The organism is Singulisphaera chitinilytica, from assembly GCF_049331405.1.
Taxonomy (GTDB): domain Bacteria; phylum Planctomycetota; class Planctomycetia; order Isosphaerales; family Isosphaeraceae; genus PoT.
The window spans coordinates 8352522-8368796 of sequence record NZ_CP186274.1 but is presented as its reverse complement, the minus strand read 5'-3'; the positions used below and the strand labels follow the sequence as shown (position 1 = coordinate 8368796).

The 16275-nt window shown below is 62.5% G+C and carries 12 protein-coding genes; 7 read left to right on the top strand and 5 right to left on the bottom strand.

Annotated elements, in window-relative coordinates:
- Positions 1–28 precede the first annotated feature (28 nt).
- Together ACOYYX_RS32665 and ACOYYX_RS32660 are read right to left on the bottom strand one after the other, a co-directional pair.
- Positions 29–694, bottom strand: coding sequence for a hypothetical protein (locus ACOYYX_RS32665; RefSeq protein WP_422926849.1), 666 nt, complete (start codon positions 692–694; stop codon positions 29–31).
- Positions 695–1987: 1293 nt separating this feature from the next.
- Positions 1988–2812 carry a sulfotransferase domain-containing protein gene (locus ACOYYX_RS32660; RefSeq protein ID WP_422926848.1) on the bottom strand — a complete coding sequence of 275 codons (825 nt, stop codon included), beginning with the start codon at positions 2810–2812 and terminating at the stop codon, positions 1988–1990.
- A 656-nt stretch (positions 2813–3468) separates the two neighbouring features.
- Between ACOYYX_RS32660 and ACOYYX_RS32655 the strand changes: the two genes are divergently transcribed.
- The 3 genes from ACOYYX_RS32655 to ACOYYX_RS32645 all read left to right on the top strand — a co-directional run bounded on the left by ACOYYX_RS32655 (position 3469) and on the right by ACOYYX_RS32645 (position 7350).
- A complete protein-coding gene (locus ACOYYX_RS32655) occupies positions 3469–4869 on the top strand; it encodes an APC family permease (protein ID WP_422926847.1) in 1401 nt (466 codons plus the stop codon).
- A gap of 166 nt (positions 4870–5035) precedes the next feature.
- A complete protein-coding gene (locus ACOYYX_RS32650; protein ID WP_422926846.1) occupies positions 5036–5560 on the top strand; it encodes a DUF3568 family protein in 525 nt (174 codons plus the stop codon).
- Positions 5561–6336: 776 nt separating this feature from the next.
- Positions 6337–7350, top strand: coding sequence for a sugar phosphate isomerase/epimerase family protein (locus tag ACOYYX_RS32645; protein WP_422926845.1), 1014 nt, complete (start codon positions 6337–6339; stop codon positions 7348–7350).
- Between the two features lie 43 nt (positions 7351–7393).
- Here the strand turns inward: ACOYYX_RS32645 and rsgA are convergent, their stop codons facing one another.
- From rsgA to ACOYYX_RS32630, 3 genes are all read right to left on the bottom strand, one after another.
- Positions 7394–8563, bottom strand: coding sequence for a ribosome small subunit-dependent GTPase A (gene rsgA / locus ACOYYX_RS32640; protein ID WP_422926844.1), 1170 nt, complete (start codon positions 8561–8563; stop codon positions 7394–7396).
- 220 nt (positions 8564–8783) lie between these two features.
- On the bottom strand, positions 8784–9230 hold the full coding sequence (locus ACOYYX_RS32635) for an ACT domain-containing protein (protein ID WP_422926843.1): 447 nt from the start codon (positions 9228–9230) through the stop codon (positions 8784–8786).
- Positions 9231–9530: 300 nt separating this feature from the next.
- Positions 9531–11978 carry a hypothetical protein gene (locus ACOYYX_RS32630; protein WP_422926842.1) on the bottom strand — a complete coding sequence of 816 codons (2448 nt, stop codon included), beginning with the start codon at positions 11976–11978 and terminating at the stop codon, positions 9531–9533.
- Positions 11979–12610: 632 nt separating this feature from the next.
- Here ACOYYX_RS32630 and plsX point away from each other — a divergent pair.
- From plsX to ACOYYX_RS32610, 4 genes are all read left to right on the top strand, one after another.
- Entirely contained in the window at positions 12611–13636 is a 1026-nt protein-coding gene (gene plsX, locus ACOYYX_RS32625) for a phosphate acyltransferase PlsX (protein ID WP_422926841.1), read from the top strand.
- A gap of 160 nt (positions 13637–13796) precedes the next feature.
- On the top strand, positions 13797–14708 hold the full coding sequence (fabD, locus tag ACOYYX_RS32620; protein ID WP_422926840.1) for an ACP S-malonyltransferase: 912 nt from the start codon (positions 13797–13799) through the stop codon (positions 14706–14708).
- Between the two features lie 181 nt (positions 14709–14889).
- On the top strand, positions 14890–15663 hold the full coding sequence (gene fabG / locus ACOYYX_RS32615) for a 3-oxoacyl-[acyl-carrier-protein] reductase (RefSeq protein ID WP_422926839.1): 774 nt from the start codon (positions 14890–14892) through the stop codon (positions 15661–15663).
- A gap of 420 nt (positions 15664–16083) precedes the next feature.
- On the top strand, positions 16084–16275 hold the full coding sequence (locus ACOYYX_RS32610; protein WP_422931696.1) for an acyl carrier protein: 192 nt from the start codon (positions 16084–16086) through the stop codon (positions 16273–16275).

The following is a 16275-nucleotide window of genomic DNA, read 5'->3' as shown; positions in this document are numbered from 1 at the left end:
CTCGATCGCTTTGGCCCGACTCGCACGCTCAGTATGCGGCGGGCGACTTCGTCTCCAGGCTCTCGATGGCGAAGTTGATCTCGTGATGGTGACTGTTGGGGGCCGCCCTGTGGCTCCATTCATCGCCATGGACAGCCGAGGCCCTGCGAGGACTCGGCTCGGACATTTCCTCGTCGAGGATCGCTGCCGGTTCCTCGATCTCTCCGATCGTCGCGACGGCCTCGGGAGGCGAGGCCTCGGAGATGTCGATGATGGCTTCCGTGTTGGCCGGGTCGACATCCGCGGTGGCGGCGAGCTTCCCCTCTTCCACCCAGTTCGACCAGTCACGTAGCGAGATCTGGTCGAGCCGCTCGATGCCGTTGCGGAGGCAGTACGAGCGGAAGGGGGCGAAGGACTTCTCGAGCTTCTGGGCCAGTTCGGCCGTGTCGCCCACGTTGACCGCGATCGGGATCTGGTCGAGCAGTTCGACGATCGTGTGCTTGGAGGCGATTTCCTTGCCGAGCTTCGCTTCGTGCTCTCGCACCTTGCAGGTCTCGAGGGCCTCGGTCACGGCTTCAGGGGGCTGGTCGGGCATCGGGTCGCCACGCTTCCATCCAGCCTGGCGCCGGACGATGACCCGACGGACCCAACGGTCCCCATTGTTCCACTGAACTGACCAGGTTCCCCTGCGGGGGTCGCGAACGATCGAGGCCATCGAAAAGACTCCAGTGGCCCGCCGCACAATCGAGTCGATCGACGACGGGCGAGCCAACTCGTCAAGTCGCGAGAATTCGTCTCGGGGGGAGTTACAGGACGTAGTCAGAGGCCATCTGGCCCTTTTCGAGGGCACTCGAGCCTGGACTACGCTATCGCTTCCGCTCCGGACGACGTTACCAACGTAATTCATCACATCCGGTCGACTCTAATTCCGGCGTCTCGGCCGAACCTCGTACTCGAAATCCTCTGATTCCTGGCATTGTCGCTTCGCGATGACCTGCCAGGCTTGCTATCTGAAACACTCCGAGGTCAATCTGGGACTTGGCCGAGATTATTCCTAAGATTTTCATACTCGAGAACTTTCAGGATTCCTCAGCTTCGGAAGAAACACAAGGCGAGGTAGGCCAGCATAATCCCGAATTAACACTTTTTAATGACAGCTTCGCCTAGGTTGTCCAACGCGAAGGTAGCTCTGTGGCAAACACATGCTTTCAATGATGCTGCATTTGCTGAAACAGAATTTGATACTTAAGTCCGCGAAGGATGATTTTGCCTTCTGGATACAGGAACTCAGATCGGCATGGTTTGCCGCGTTAACGGCAGGAACTACAGCCCATGACGTCGGGTCGTATGCCGTGTCTCGAGGAAGCCCACAGGCTCGCAAATCGGGGTATCACCCCTTCCGTCACCGGAAGATGCCCCCGAGCGAAGGCCGTGGAGTCGCTCGAAAGGCGATCGCAACAAAGCCGTCGAAATCGCTGCGAATGCGCGCCAGGCTTGATGCCAGGCCATCGCGACATCAAAGCCCGGCGATGCGAGACCTCATGATTCGGAGCGGCATCGTTCGATTCCCGCGAACGTGCGCCGAGAGACCCGCCATCGACGCGGGAATGGCATTCGCTTCGGGGAACCTCGGTGCCGTTGTGCCCAGGCAACCTTGCCGGGCGAATCACTTGTCGGCAAGGTGTGTCAATGAAACATTTGCAAATTCGAGCAAATTGATTGGGCAGATCGACATCCAAAAGCAAGTCGCTCGGCCAGGGCGAACGGCCTGGCCGCCGTGAATTGCAAATCAGGGATGCGATTCGCCTGCGCACAAAAAAGCTCCAACGCCTCGAGTCCTAACGTACTCAGAATTGGTACGCTTTTAGGAAACTAGGCGGTGAAGAGCTCAAACATGGCCGCAGTAAGTGGGAGCGTTAACTCGATTTTACATAGAATTCCCAGGTGCGAACTGCTTGGGGGATATTGCAGTAAGGCAAAGCTTAGGGGGGAATGTCTGACGATTAGGTTACGCTTCCAACTTCGGGACGCAGAGGCTTTCGTTCCAGTTGGCCTGAGCCTGCTCTCTCGTGAGCGTCGCATCCGGGTCGCACGTATAGCCGAAGGCGGTGAAGGTCTCCGCGTGGAAGTCGGCGATTTTCAGGGCGAGGTCTTTCGGGAGGAACTGCCGCCAATGTCCCGGGCGTCCTCGCCAGTGGTGGAGACCTTCCCTCGCCCGGAGGTTCTCGAGCGTGTTCTTCGCGATGGCCTCGACGATCGAGGGCGTCCGTTGCGAGGCGTCGCAATAGGAGACGTCCAGCAGGACCTTTCGAGGGTCGGCGACGAGGTCCTCATAGCGGATCAACCGGGAGCCCGGCTCTTGCGCCCACTCCGAGCTGATCGAGAGCAAGGTCATGGCCCTGGGGCTCATGGCGTACTCGAGGAATTCCTGGCTCAACGGCGACTTGCCGACGATGCTGAGCTCGTCCCCGCCGTCGCCGTTGACCCAGCGCCCGGTCTCGGGGTTGTGGACGGTGAAGTGCAGGATGGAGATGAGGACGTCAAGCGGGTGACGCACCAGCGTCAGGACGTGAAAGTCCCGCTCGTGGAGCAGGGAGAGGAAGGGCTCGGTCCGGTGCCAGTGCGTCATCAAGATGCAACGTCCCGGGAGATTTGCCCAATCTGCCTCGAGCGGATTATAGATCGGCATCTGCTCGAGTTCGAGCGACGTCGCGACCAGGTGGCGGAACCAGGTGTTCCCCGAGCGGGGCGTGCTGATGAGCGCGACCCGCAATTCTCCGGCGTCGGTCGAGGAGTCTCGACCCCGCCGCACGGCTTCGACTGATTGCGTCATGTGATCCTTCCCGATCCCTGGGGCGCCGCATTTCGCGGCATGCACGATCCTCATCGACTAAAGGTCGAGTATGTTGACTTAAGAATTCTTAAGGCCGAAGGGTGTATTGATACCTTGAGGCGTTGGGCCCGGGCGCCGGGAGGGCGAATGGTCACCCTGGTCCGCAACGACTTCGAGGCCATTCGATCGAAAGGCGTGGTCGTGAGGGGTCTGCCCTTGCACCGCGAGATGCACGACGAGAAGTGACGGGCGCAGGAGGACCCTCGCGACGCCGGCCGCTAGTGATCCCTTTTTTTCCGCGACTTATCCGAGAACGAGGCGAGGCGTTGCCCAGCACGCGGGAGTTCCGCGTGCGAATTTCCGCCAGGCCTCAGCGTGACCGAACCGGAGTCGATGCCGACAGGAGGGAGCGTCGGACATCGACCGCCGTGGGTATAGTTCAGGCTATCGAAATTTTCAACCGCACCTTGCCACGAAAAAGTCGGAAAATTTGCCGGATCAATGGTGTGTGCAATCTTTTGTGCAAAAGAGCTATGGGGGTTCACCATCGTCGGATTCAGCGATGATTTCCGGGCGGTCTGCGATCTCATGCGGTAAAATGCCCATCGCCAGGGGAGTCGACCGCCCGCATCAATTCTCGCAGGAATTCGTCGCTGATGCTTCGAGCTCGCCTTTCGCTTCTGCAGGCCGTGAGTCTCAACATGGCCATGATGGTGGGGATCGGCCCATTCATCACCATTCCCGATCTTTTGAACACGATGGGCGGCCCTCAGGCCATGATCGGGTGGATTTTGGGTGCGATTGTCGCCTTATCGGATGGTTTGGTTTGGAGCGAGCTGGCCGCGCTCTTCCCGGGTTCGGGAGGGACGTACCACTTCTTCGACGCCCTCTTCGGGCGTAGCCCGCTCGGCCGCTTGCTCCGGTTCCTCTTCGTCTGGCAGTTCCTCTGCAGCGCACCTCTCGAGGTCGCCACGGGGGCTATAGGGCTCGCGAAGTATGCCGAGTTCCTCGCGCCCCGACTCGGGGAGACGGCCTGGAGCTACGCGTTCAACCTTGGCGCGAAAAATTCATGGATCTGGGAAGTCAAGTATGAGCAGATTTTGGCCATTCTGGCGATGCTCTTCATCACGGGGATGGCCTATCGTCGCATCGAAGCGGCGGGGCGGCTCGTGGTCGTGCTCTGGGGCGGGATGCTCCTGACGGTCGCCTGGGTGATCGGCTCCGCCCTCTACGCCTTCGAACCGAGCCAGGCCTTCGCCTTCCCGGCCAATGCGTTCCACGTCGATCGACGATTCGCCCTGGGCCTGGGAGCGGCCCTGACGATCGCGATGTACGACTACCTGGGTTATTACCAGATTTGCTACATGGGCGATGAGGTCGCGGACGCGCCCAGGACCCTCCCCAGGGCGATCCTGATCTCTGTGGTCATGGTCGCATTGATCTACTTGTTTATGAATATCAGCATACTCGGGGTCGTTCCGTGGGATGAGGTGATCGGGTCGAAGCACATCGCGACCGACGTCATGCAGAAGGTCTACGGATATCGCGGGGCGAGCGTGGTCACGTTCATGATCATCTGGACGGCGTCCGCGTCGGCCTTCGCGGCGCTTCTGGGGTACAGCCGGGTCCCTTACGCCGCGGCAAAGGCGGGCCACTTCTTCCGGGGCCTCGCGGCCACGCATCCCACGGGGGGATTTCCTCATCGCTCGTTGCTACTGGTGGGAGGAATCGCGACGATCGCGTGCCTCTTCGACCTCGTCACCGTGATCAGCGCACTGCTAGTCTCGCGAATTCCCGTGCAGTTCGTGGCCCAGATCGCGGCCGTCTTCTACCTGCGGACTCGGCCTGAATACGACGGACGCATGCCCTTCCGCATGTGGCTGTATCCTCTCCCCGCCCTGATCTCTCTCGCGGGATGGCTGTACATCCTCGCCACCTCGGAACCGCGCGTCCTCGTCTATGGGCTCGCGTCTCTGGTCCTCGGAGCGGCCATGTTTGCCATCTGGGGGAGGAAGCTCGAAGACGCGAACGTCCCCGAAGCGGAAGCCACGGCCTGAGCGCTCCGGCGTGCCTGGTGCCGGTCTGGATCAAAGGCCGGCGTGACGTCCCGAGGCTTCGCCGTGGCGACTGAGACTTCGATCTTGACGCTTCCCGAGGTAAGGGATAGGTTGCCGCCGCGCAGCATGGACTTGTGACGGGGCTCCTTTGGATTCGAGGAGTGCGATGCGAAGGACCGCATTTACGGCCGTGGGGCTGGCTGGATTGACGCTTGCGGGATGCCGATCGGTCGCTCCGATGGCCGGGGCGATGGCGACCAGTTCGGGCTTCTCCTACTCCGCGGGCCGGGCGACGCAAGAGTTCAACTGCGCACCGACGGCCTTACTGGCGTCGGTCACCGGGGCGATGGAAGACCTGCGATTCAACTCGGTCCGGCAGACGACCGATGCGGGCACGATTATCTTCAATGGGACCACCGCCGACGCTCGCAGGGTGAGCGTCATGGTCCACCCGATCCAGACTCTGTCGCGAGTGAGCGTCAGGATCGGATGGTTCGGCGACGAGCCGCTCTCGAGGGCCTTGCTGGATCGGATCGGCGTGCGTCTGGGCACTCTCCCGCCCGCCGCGATCCCGATCGACCCGCCGAGTTCGCCCGAGTCCAACCCCTACTTCTCGCGCGACGCGATCCCCGACTCGGAGATGCTCCGCGACCAGGCCGAAGAGCCCTACCGCGACTCGCCGGTCCCCTGATCGCTCGACGGATCATCCTCGCGCTAATATTCGAGTCGAGAGATATGCATTTGCGTATATCTCTCGATTTTTTATGCGTACGCCCGTCGCGATTGTCTCATTTTCGAAGAACGGTTTACGACGAGGTCGCAACCCGTTCGCGATCGAATTCTGCGAACGTCGCGGGATTTGTTGGAAATATGATGTGATTGAATGTGGGCGAGAAGAAACGGCCAACCGCGGCCCGTGCCGAATCAGCATCCTGCTAAGACAAGCACGGGCCGTGTGGCCACTCTTTTGAGGGCGGAAGGCCGGCTCGAAGCCGATTTCCATCCCCCAACGCAAGGAACGAACCCAGCGAAGGCATCCTGCCACCAGGAATCGAACCTATTTTTTATCGGTCAAGTCCACGCCGAGATCAGTGAGGGGCGTGGTTGAAGGCGAGAGAATGATGAGCATCCATCAACTTCAGAAAATCAGGAGCATGACGTTCAGGCGGCGAAGCGTGTCATGCCCTCAGGACGGTCGCCAAAATACGTTGTAGAGCCGGTTCCGTCAACCCTCTCGCAGGTGTATTTTCGAGAGAATTGCCGAGATCGAAAAACGTGGACTCTTCGGCCAAATCCTCCCCCTGTCGAGAGCCGATGGCTCACTTGCAGTTGCGATATTCTTCTCCATGAAAACCTCTTATCAGGGCTTTCTGAAACGACTTCTGCTAGGGGAGGGGCCTTGCGGCCGAACAACGCGAATGCGAAGTTTGGATAGCTTGTCTCCCCCGTATCGAGGAGCGTCCCACGATGCCGGTTCGCGTTGGCTTCGACCATGAAACGATCGCCCACCGGGGCCTCACTGCCAAGGAGACGCTGAAATTCGCCGCAGGCCATGGTTTCGACGGCGTGCAATTCCTCACGGCTGAGTCGATCGACGCAGGGCACGACCATGGAAAGCTCGCAGGCTTCCGCCAAGAGGCCGATGGGCGAGGCCTGTACCTCGAGGTCGGGATCCCTTCGCCCAACCCGGCCCGCCATTCTCGGCTCGGAGGCCGCGAGGTCTCGATCTCCGAGCTCATCGTCCATATCGGTCAGAGCCTCGAAGCCGTAGCGGCGCTCGGTTGCTCACATGCGAGAGCGTTCGTCGGCGATCGGCACGACCGGTTCCGAAACGACATCGACTGGGCAACGCAGCGACAGGCAACCCTCGCGGTCCTGGAGCTGCTCAAGCCTCGACTGGAGGCCCTCGGCATCAAGCTCGCGATCGAGACGCACGCCGACCTCACCGTGGTCGAGTTGATGACCTTCCTCGAACATCTCGGGCCCGAAGTCGTCGGAGTGACGTTCGACACGGCGAATGTGCTCATGCGATTCGACGAGCCGGTTGCGGCCGCCGAACGACTCGCGAAGTGGGTCATAAGTACGCACGTCAAGGATGCCGTGCTCGCCTTCACGCCTCGCGGCCTCTGCTGGCAGGCCCGCCCCGTGGGCTCCGGCATCGTCCCCTTGCCGGACGTGCTGGCCCCCTTGATTCACGCGAACCCCGACCTCAACCTCTCGATCGAGCTTCACCCCAGGACGTACGACCTGCCGATCTACGACCGCAACTGGCTCGGTTACTTCCCCGACCTGACACCCGCCGAACTGGCATCGATCGTGCGGATCGCCATGACCTGCGAGAGCCGTTACGTCGAGGGATCGCTCACGAGGCCCGAGAAGGTCGAGAAGACCCCCTGGGAGGATCGAGACCTCGACTGGCTCGCGAGTTCTCTGGGATATCTGCGCATGGTCGTTCAGGGCCTTCTCAGGGTCGAAGGCTGATCGGGGCTTCGGGCGGGATCTCTGAGTGAGTTCGAGCCGAGGATCAATCGGTGTCGAACGGCTCCTTCTCGAAGAGCTTCAAGTAGCTCTCGTAGCGACCGGCATGGATCCGCCCCCAGTAGACGGCATCCTTGACGGCACACTCGGATTCATGCGTGTGAGAACAATCGGGGAATTTACATAAGGGGATGAACGCGCGGAACTCGACGAAGTGCCCTTCGAGCGTCGCCGGGTCGACCCCCCATAACTCGAACTGGCGGAGCCCCGGCGTGTCGACGACGTGCCCGCCGGATTCGAGCCGGATGAGTTCCGCCGTGGTCGTCGTGTGCTTCCCCTTCGCCGTCCAGTCGGAGACCTCCCGGATCCGCAGATTCAGTCCGGGTTGTATCGCGTTGAGGAGCGAACTCTTGCCGACGCCGCTCTGGCCCGAGAACGCGGTGATCCCCCTCGCGACGATCTCCCTGAGCCGCTCAATCCCGTGGCCGTTGGCGCTTGACGTCACCACGGTTTCATATCCGAGCTGCGTATAAAGGCCGATGATCCATTGATACAAGGCGACGTCCACGAGGTCCGCCTTGTTCAGGACGATAACCGGCCGCACGCCCCCCATCTCGGCCGAGATGAGGTAGCGATCGATCAGCGGGAGCTTGAGCCCGGGTTGCTCGAACGCGGACACGATGAGGACCTGGTCGACGTTCGCGGCGATGATGTGCTCGCGCCGACGGTAGCCGCGCGTGATCGTGCCGTGCCTGGCCTCGACCTTCTCGATGAGGCCCTCGTCCCCCGAACTCCCCCCGGGGCGGAACCAGACGCGGTCGCCGACCGCCACGACATTGCGTCCGTCGATGGCCAGGGTTTTCAGGAGCCGACGGACGTGGCAGGAATGTGCCCGGCCCTCTTCATCCTCGACGATCGACAGGAGGCCGTGGACCCGGATGACTCGCCCGGAGACGCAGGTGGCGAAGTCGACCGACCGCATGGCGGCCGGATCCGACTCGTCCTTGCCGGAACCCCCCGAGTCGCCAGCGTCGCCGACATCGGTGACGATCGTGCGATGCCTCGAAAGCTCCCCCTTGGCTCGCACCCGTTCGCCCGAGGCGGCTTCAGCGGGGCTCGTACCCTCCTGGCCATACGACCGCGTCAGGTCATTGGCACGCGTCCGTTTCTGCCGGTTCTTCTTGAAGGCAACGCGGACTTTTTTCTTTTTGGACACGCCCGCGATCTCTCCGATGGAGGGTAGTTCGATCCCTAACACAAGGCTAAGCCCGAGGGTCGACCCCTGTCAATCAGGCAAGGGCCCGCCGATGGGTCATGATGACTCGGCCTGCACGAAAAGATCGACCGAGGCTCGTGAAGTTGATCACGAGCCTCGGTCGAATTCTTCGGTTCGGTATCGAGAAAATGGAACGTCCGCGGAAGGTCGCGGCCTATCCTCAGCGGCTATGGAGCGGACGACGCCCCGTGCTGCGGTCCACGCCATTGACCGACGACTCGCTCAAGACCTGGAGAGCGCGTTTCGGGTTCGACGTGTGGAAGATCCCCAGGCTCTTGCCGGGGGCCCCGGCGCTCGAGGCGTACGCGTACTCGATGTTGATATGTTCCTCGGCCAGTCGCTCGAGGACACGCGCCAGGGCACCTGCCTTGTTCTCCATGTGCACGGCGATCACGTCGGCGTGCGTGAATTCGGTCCCCAGTGCGTTCAACACCTTCTTCGTGGGCTCGAGGTCGTCGGTCACGAAACGCAAGACGCTGCGGTCGCTCGCATCCATCACGGTGAGGGCACGAATCTCGATCTTCTCATGTGCCAGGGCTGAACAGATCTTGGCCAGGCGGCCGGGCTTGTTCTCGAGGTAGGCCGTTACTTCATGGACGAATTCCATCACATGGCCTCCAATCACTTGCAGGAATCGACGGAAGGGAGAACTCTCATCCTGAGCTGCTTAGCATCCCGACCGAGCCTCGTGCGCGGCGCGACCGGACCCGCTACCTCGCGATTCGGGACCCGCAAACTCGGGCGAGGTTTCGCGCCGAGGGGGCAGCTCCCGAATCGGAGGAGTAGATTTGATCGCACGTCGTTGGCCCTGGGATAGAGGACATCCTCGATCCGGTCGGGGGCCGAGCTTCCTGTCGGCCCATCATCGCTAAGTATCAAGTCGCCCCGATGGGACGGGGCGAGTCGTTCAATCCTCTCGGCGGCCGGACCCACGTCGCTGAGGGCCGCCGCCCTGCTGAGAATTCGGGTTCGAGTTCGGGCCGGCAGGGGCACCCACGGCTGCGCCCGGGAATCCGGGCTGCAGGCCCGCCGCGTTCGGCTGGCCGCCTGGCGCGAATTGCTGAAGTAGGGGAGCCGAGTTGGCTGCGCTCATCCAGAGCTGGAGCCAGGAGAGGTTGGGGAATGGGGAGCGACTGATGAATTCGATGCCCTGATCTCCCGAGGACACGGCGAAGGTCTCAGGAAAGAGGAATTCCTTCAAGGAATCGGCGGCGGGCATCTTCTCCGCCTCGACCTGGATCTCGATGAACTCAAGCTCGTTGGCCTTATCCTTCTCTTCACCGGGCTTGGCATTGCCGCCGCCGGGCTGACCTTGGGCACCGGGCTCGCTACCTTGACGCTGGCCGGGTGCGAAGCCGACGGGAGGACGCGCAATCCCCGCCCCATTCGGGCCGGGAATCATGGCCCCAGGAGGTGGCGCCCCGGGGCCACCGGCGGGGGGTTTGTTCGTCGGAGCACCACCACTCGTAGCTCCCGCGGTAGCAGCAGCGCGGGCCTTCACCTGGGCGATCGCGGCATTGATCGAAGACTGCAGCTTGCCGGGCAAGGTCGAGAGCAACTCGGACGTGTTCTCGCGAGTATCATTGACGCTCAGATAGATCAAGGACGAGGGCAATTGCTCGAAGGCCGTCGCAACCTCGGGAGGCGGAGCCCAGCCTTCGCCCTTCTTGACCTCAAGCGCCTGCCGAGCGACATCGGGGGCGATTGCGACGGAGACCACCCCCGGCTTGACTCCCTCCTTGGAACTGAGCCGGATGGTCGGCCGAACCCCGGCCGGCATGGGTGCGACGGTCGGCGGGACGTTCAGCATGTACGACCTCTCGAGGCCGGGCAGGAGCTTGAACTCGGCGACCTTGGTCGTCTCGCGCTTGCGACGGTCGTTGCTGTTGTTGCGACCTCCAGGCCCTCCTCCGGGCGTATCGGCCTCGGGCTCCGCGGGCGGGGTCGTGGCGGCCCGGAGTTGCTGGTTCACGTAGACCATCAACGTGTCGAGCGATCGACCGAAGGCTTCCGCGTTGGAGACCTCGCTCACGAAGGCGACTCGCGGGATTTGTCGCGTCCCCACGAGGAGGGCCATCGGGTTAATCGCGGGAGCGCTCTTCTCGGTGGCAGCCTTCTCGGTCGCAGTCTTGCTCGAGGCCGACGCGGAGGCGGGCTGGGTGTAGAAAGCGAACTTGGGGCCGAGGTAGGCCAAAAGGTCCTTGCGGAGCTGGAGCTTGGCCTTCGACTTGAGTGCGTCCTGCATGCGGTCGATGGCCTGGGTCACCTGGGGACTGAGCCCCCGGACCAGGTCAAACGCTTTGCCGAGGTTCATCGAGAGAACGCCGAAGGACTCGACTCCCTCGGGGAGAGGAGGAAGCGAGTTCGTTGCGAATGTCGGCTGGTCGAAGAGGGCGAGCAACCCTTGCCGAGGTTTGGGGGCCTTCAGGCGGGTGATGCTCATCAGGGCATCGCCCGAGAAGCCCCAGCGATAGTCGAGACGATCGACCCCTTTGATCTTGGTGCTGTCCGCGAAAGTCCGCCCCGGGCTGCCGGGCGGAAAGCTGGGCCAGTTCTGAAAACTCAAGAAGCCGATCGAGACCGGCTGGAATCCATTCTCAGCCTTGAACAACTCGACTCGCGTAGGATGGTCGACGGCATTCGGAATCTTGCCATCGAGGACCTTGGTAGCACCCTCGAGACTTCGTTCCCCGTCCATGGCGATGACGATGTCGTCCTGATCGGCCCACCAGGCCCACTTGTCATTTGAGACCTTGGCATCCTTTGATGTTGGCCTCGTCATCAGGACGACCGTGCGGCCCTCCGGGCGCTTGGACAACTCCGCCTTGCCCTTACCGTTGATGGCCACAAGGAAGCGGCTCGACAGGGGTCGGATATCCTTCCGGGATGCGCCTTTGATGGCGATGATGAACAAGGAGTCCGGTGGTCGTGTCGTTGTGCTCGGTTCGACGCCCGAGATCCCTGCGACGAATCCATTGTGGAAGACGTGCTTGAAGAGCGTGAGGAGTTCTGCCCCCGTCACCTTGCGATCCAGGCGTTTGGCGAACCCGTTGGCAAGCTGGGTCGCGACGTCGTCGAGCATCGAGCCAAGGGGGGTCTCATTCAGCATCCGGTACATGGCGGTCTTGCGCCATGCGTCGTCGAAGGCATCGGTGCCGGCATACTCGACGTAGATAGCGAGCCCGTCCTTGGGGATGCAGCGGGCCAATGGCTTTGAGGGCGCGGATGCGGGGGCTGAGCCGGCGGTCGGCGGGGCTTCTTGGGCATGGCCCCACCCCGTCGAGAGGCCGATGGCCAGGGCCATCGCGCCCCAGCAGGACCGGGAGAGGTGCCCGGTTTTTGGTTTGATTCGCACGAAGGAGATCCTTTCGCGAGAGTCCGAAGGGCGTCGGCAAGATCGGGAACAGATCCCTCGGACGTGGAAGCAGAAGGGTCGGGGGCGATTGGTCCGCCCGTGACTTCGAGAGCGATGACCCGGAACAGCCCCCGTCATCACCCTCCCCTTGATACCTGGATCCTAAAGGGCATGAGGTCCACGCGCCAACACCCTACTCCAACCATCCAGGGAGTATTGAGAACGCCGCCAGGGTCGGAGGGCATCCGCCGTCCTATCGAGGATTGAGCATTTCGCGACCGATTGGAGGGGTGAAGACCGTTGACAGGGAGGCCGCAAACCTCATGATACGTGGGAATAGGGCGATCCATTGAGCGCTTGACAGGTTTTGCGCGAATCCTCTAGGATACCTCGCGCATACCCTGTGTACGTTGTTGGACCGGCTCGAATTCAGGGCGATCCGGGAGGTTTGCGGGGGGCCCGAGGTGAAACCTGGGGCCGATCACGTCCAATGTGGTCGCCCCTCGCTGGAAATGCCGCCTGGGTCAACATGTGTCTCGGGATGTGGGAGTCGGGGCAGGGGCCCCGGATGTCCGCATCCCTTTGTCGTCTCTGTCTCCCTCGAGTTTGCATTTCGCACCGGAGATTGCTGCATGCGGATTGCCTTGGACGCGATGGGGGGTGACTTCGCCCCCGGCCCAATCGTTACCGGCGCCGTCGAGGTCGTCTCCGAACACCCGGACCTGACGGTCGTCCTCGTCGGCGATCAGGAACAAATCGAGGCCGAGCTCGCCAAGGCCCCGAATGCGCCTCGCGACCGGCTCCCGATTGTCCACGCCAGCCAGGTCGTCGGTATGGACGAGAAGCCCGTCGAGGCCCTGCGCAAGAAGCGAGACAACTCGATCTCGAAGTGCTGGGGCTTGATGGCGGCGGGTGACGTCAAGGCGGTCGTCTCGGCGGGGAACACCGGGGCTATGGTCGCCTCGGCGCTCTTCAACGCCAAGATGTTCCTGCCGGGCGTCAGGCGCCCCGGCATCGCCGCGATCTTCCCCTCGCACCAGGGGCCCATCGTCATCATCGACGTCGGCGCCAACATGAGCCCCAAGGCCGAGGACCTGTATCAGTATGGCGTGATGGGTTCGATCTACGCCGAGGCGATCCTCGGAGTCAAGGAACCCAAGATCGGCCTCCTGAACGTCGGGTCCGAGGACGACAAGGGGACCGACCTCACCAAGGCCACGCGAGCCCTCTATCAGGACAGCCCACTCGCCGATCGATTCGTCGGCAACGTCGAGGGGCGCGACATCTATACCGGGAACGCCCGCGTCGTCGTCTGCGAGGGGTTCGTGGGTAACGTCCTGCTGAAGGCCGGGGAAGGGGCGGTCGAGTTCCTCTTCTCCGCGCTCAAGCAGGAGTTCGGCAAACTCCTCCCCACGCTGCCCCCGGAAGTCGGCAAGGTCATCGGCGGGTCGTTGAAGGCGCTCAAGACCCAGTTCGAGTACGAGGAGTTCGGCGGCGGGCCGTTGCTCGGCATTCGAGGCGCCTGCATCATCTGCCACGGCTCCTCGACTGAGCGGGCGATCAAGAACGCGGTGCGCGTCGCGGCGACGATGGCCGAGGACAAGGTCAACGCCCTGATCGTCGAGCAGTTGGCGGCGAAGCACGGGGTCGCCGAGTAATCCCTCGGTTGCATTCGTCAATCCACGTACGAGCACCTCATCACGATTCCGGGACGAACGAGACGGGCCTCGGCTCTCATACCGTTCCCCGACGCCCGACTCGAGGTCCGTTTCCAATATCCCTGCCCCTTTGCGTCAGACATGACGAGGTCGACACCCGATGCCGAAGGTCGCATTCCTGTTCCCGGGCCAGGGGGCCCAAGTCGTAGGCATGGGGCGAGAGCTCGACGCGGAACTCCCCGCCGCACGAGCCCTCTTCGACCGCGCCAATGAGGTCCTCGGCTTCGACCTACGGAAAGTCTGCTTCGAAGGCCCGGCCGAGGCCCTTGAGGCCACCGACGTCAGCCAGCCAGCCATCTTCGTGGCGAGCCTGGCGGCGCTCGAGTCCCTCAAGGCGACCGAGCCGGCAATCGTCGAGTCCTGCGAAGGCGCCGCTGGTTTGAGCCTGGGCGAGTACACGGCCCTCGTCTTCGCCGGTGCCCTCGACTTCGAGACGGGCCTCAAAATCGTCCGCCGTCGCGGCGAGGTGATGCAGTCCGCGGCCCTCGCCACGCCGAGCGGCATGATCAGCGTCATCGGCCTCGAGGAAGCGAAGATCGACGAGCTCTGCGCCAAGGTCGCCCCGCACGGGAGGCTCTGGAAGGCTAACCTGCTCGGCCCGGGCAACATCGTCGTTTCCGGCGAGACCTCGGCCCTGGCTCAGGTCGAGGCGATCGCGACGGAGTTGGGTGCCGGCCGCGTGATCCCGCTCAAGGTCGCTGGGGCCTTCCACTCTCCCTTGATGAAGCCGGCCGACGACCAACTCGCCGAGGTCCTGGCCTCGGCCCCGCTGGCGACAACGCGGGTCCCGGTCTACTCGAATGTCGACTCCACCCCGCACCCCGATCCCGATGACATCCGAACGACGCTCGTCGCCCAGGTCGTGGGAGAAGTGCGCTGGGATGATTCGATGCGTCGGATGATGGCCGACGGTTTCGATACTTTTTATGAGATCGGCCCCGGCCGCGTCCTGACCGGCCTGCTCAAGCGGATCGACCGCAAGGTCCCCTGCACGAGCGTCCCGGCGCGTTGAGGCGGGCCGTCGAGGTCGTTCGATGTCCTACATCTGATGGGCTCTTGCCAACAAGACGGCTTTCAAACCGAGAGGCGAATTGGGGTTGAACGGTCGAGTCAACCCCGATTATAACCAGTCCCAAACCTCCCATCCCGGCGAGGATTGGGGCGAATCCAACCCGCAGCAGGAAGTTTCCAATATGGCCAGTGGCGAAGCGGTCCAGGGATGTCGGGTCGATCTCAACGGTCAAGTCGCCTTGGTGACCGGGGCGTCCCGAGGGATCGGCCGAGCCATCGCCGTGCGCTTGGCGGCCTGCGGCGCGACCGTGGCCGGCATCGCTCGTACCGTCGAGGGGCTTGAAGGGACGTTGCAGGCCATCCGCGAAGCGGGCGGGACCGCCGAAGGGTTCGCCGCGAACGTGGGCGACCCCAAGGATGTCGCCCGCGTCGTCGAGGAAATCGAAGCGAAATACCCCAAGATTCATGTCCTCGTGAATAATGCCGGCGTCACGCGCGACGGCCTCATGCTCCGCATGGAAGACGACGCCTGGCAGGAGGTCATCGACACTAACCTGAAGGGGACGTTTCTCTTCTCAAAGGCCGTTGGCGCCATTATGATGCGAGGTCGTTACGGCCGGATCATCAACATCAGCAGCGTCTCGGGCCTGGTCGGGAACCCGGGGCAAGCGAATTACTCCGCGAGCAAGGCGGGGGTCATCGGTTTCACCCGGACCATCGCCCGCGAACTCGCGTCTCGCAATATCACGGTCAATGCCGTGGCACCCGGTTTCATCACGACCGACATGACGGACGTCCTCCCCGAGAAGATCAAGAATGAGGTCAAGGAACGCGTCCCGGTCCGCCGGCTCGGCAACCCCGAGGACATCGCCGACCTCGTCTGCTATCTCGCGGGCCCGGGTGCCAGCTATCTGACAGGCCAGGTCATCGCGGTTGACGGCGGGATGACGGCCTGAGATTCGCAAGCTCTGGAAGACGATCAACTTGGAAGCAACCCGCGTCCCGGGCAAAGGGCATCAACTGGGATAATGGAGTCGACCGGAGAAATGTCCAGCGATCTCTCCGTGGACAACGGGGCAGGTTGTTGATAGCCTGAGACGCCTTGCGTAGCCTCTCCATCCTGGATTGGATGACCCGAGGCAGTTTGACCGATAGTTGTGGGGTACGCCTTGAGAATCCGGGAGTGAGATCGCTCCCGATCGATTCGGACGGAGTTCACTCGCCCCCTCGCCGAACGATTCATCCCCGGCGCCGATGCCCGAACCGACATGCGAGCGGTGGGAAACGGGCCGGCTTTCACCGCAACGAGATAAGAAAGATTGGGAGGTTCGCCCGTGTCCGTGGAAGAACGCGTGATTGAAATCGTCAGCGAGCAGATGGGTGTGGCCAAGGATCAGGTGACCCGCGAAACCTCGTTCGTAAACGATCTGGGCGCCGACTCGCTCGACACCGTCGAACTCGTGATGGAATTCGAGGAAGAGTTCGACATCACGATCCCCGACGAGGAAGCCGAGAAGATCCAGACCGTCGGCCAGGCGATCCAGTATATCGAGGAACACAGCAAGTAA

Coding starts and splice junctions, on each gene's coding strand:
- ACOYYX_RS32635 (WP_422926843.1), bottom strand. CDS start 9,230: ATGGAATTCGTCCATGAAGTAACGGCCTACCTCGAGAACAAGCCCGGC.
- fabG (WP_422926839.1), top strand. CDS start 14,890: ATGGCCAGTGGCGAAGCGGTCCAGGGATGTCGGGTCGATCTCAACGGT.
- ACOYYX_RS32660 (WP_422926848.1), bottom strand. CDS start 2,812: ATGACGCAATCAGTCGAAGCCGTGCGGCGGGGTCGAGACTCCTCGACC.
- ACOYYX_RS32610 (WP_422931696.1), top strand. CDS start 16,084: ATGGGTGTGGCCAAGGATCAGGTGACCCGCGAAACCTCGTTCGTAAAC.
- ACOYYX_RS32645 (WP_422926845.1), top strand. CDS start 6,337: ATGCCGGTTCGCGTTGGCTTCGACCATGAAACGATCGCCCACCGGGGC.
- ACOYYX_RS32655 (WP_422926847.1), top strand. CDS start 3,469: ATGCTTCGAGCTCGCCTTTCGCTTCTGCAGGCCGTGAGTCTCAACATG.
- fabD (WP_422926840.1), top strand. CDS start 13,797: ATGCCGAAGGTCGCATTCCTGTTCCCGGGCCAGGGGGCCCAAGTCGTA.
- ACOYYX_RS32665 (WP_422926849.1), bottom strand. CDS start 694: ATGGCCTCGATCGTTCGCGACCCCCGCAGGGGAACCTGGTCAGTTCAG.
- ACOYYX_RS32650 (WP_422926846.1), top strand. CDS start 5,036: ATGCGAAGGACCGCATTTACGGCCGTGGGGCTGGCTGGATTGACGCTT.
- plsX (WP_422926841.1), top strand. CDS start 12,611: ATGCGGATTGCCTTGGACGCGATGGGGGGTGACTTCGCCCCCGGCCCA.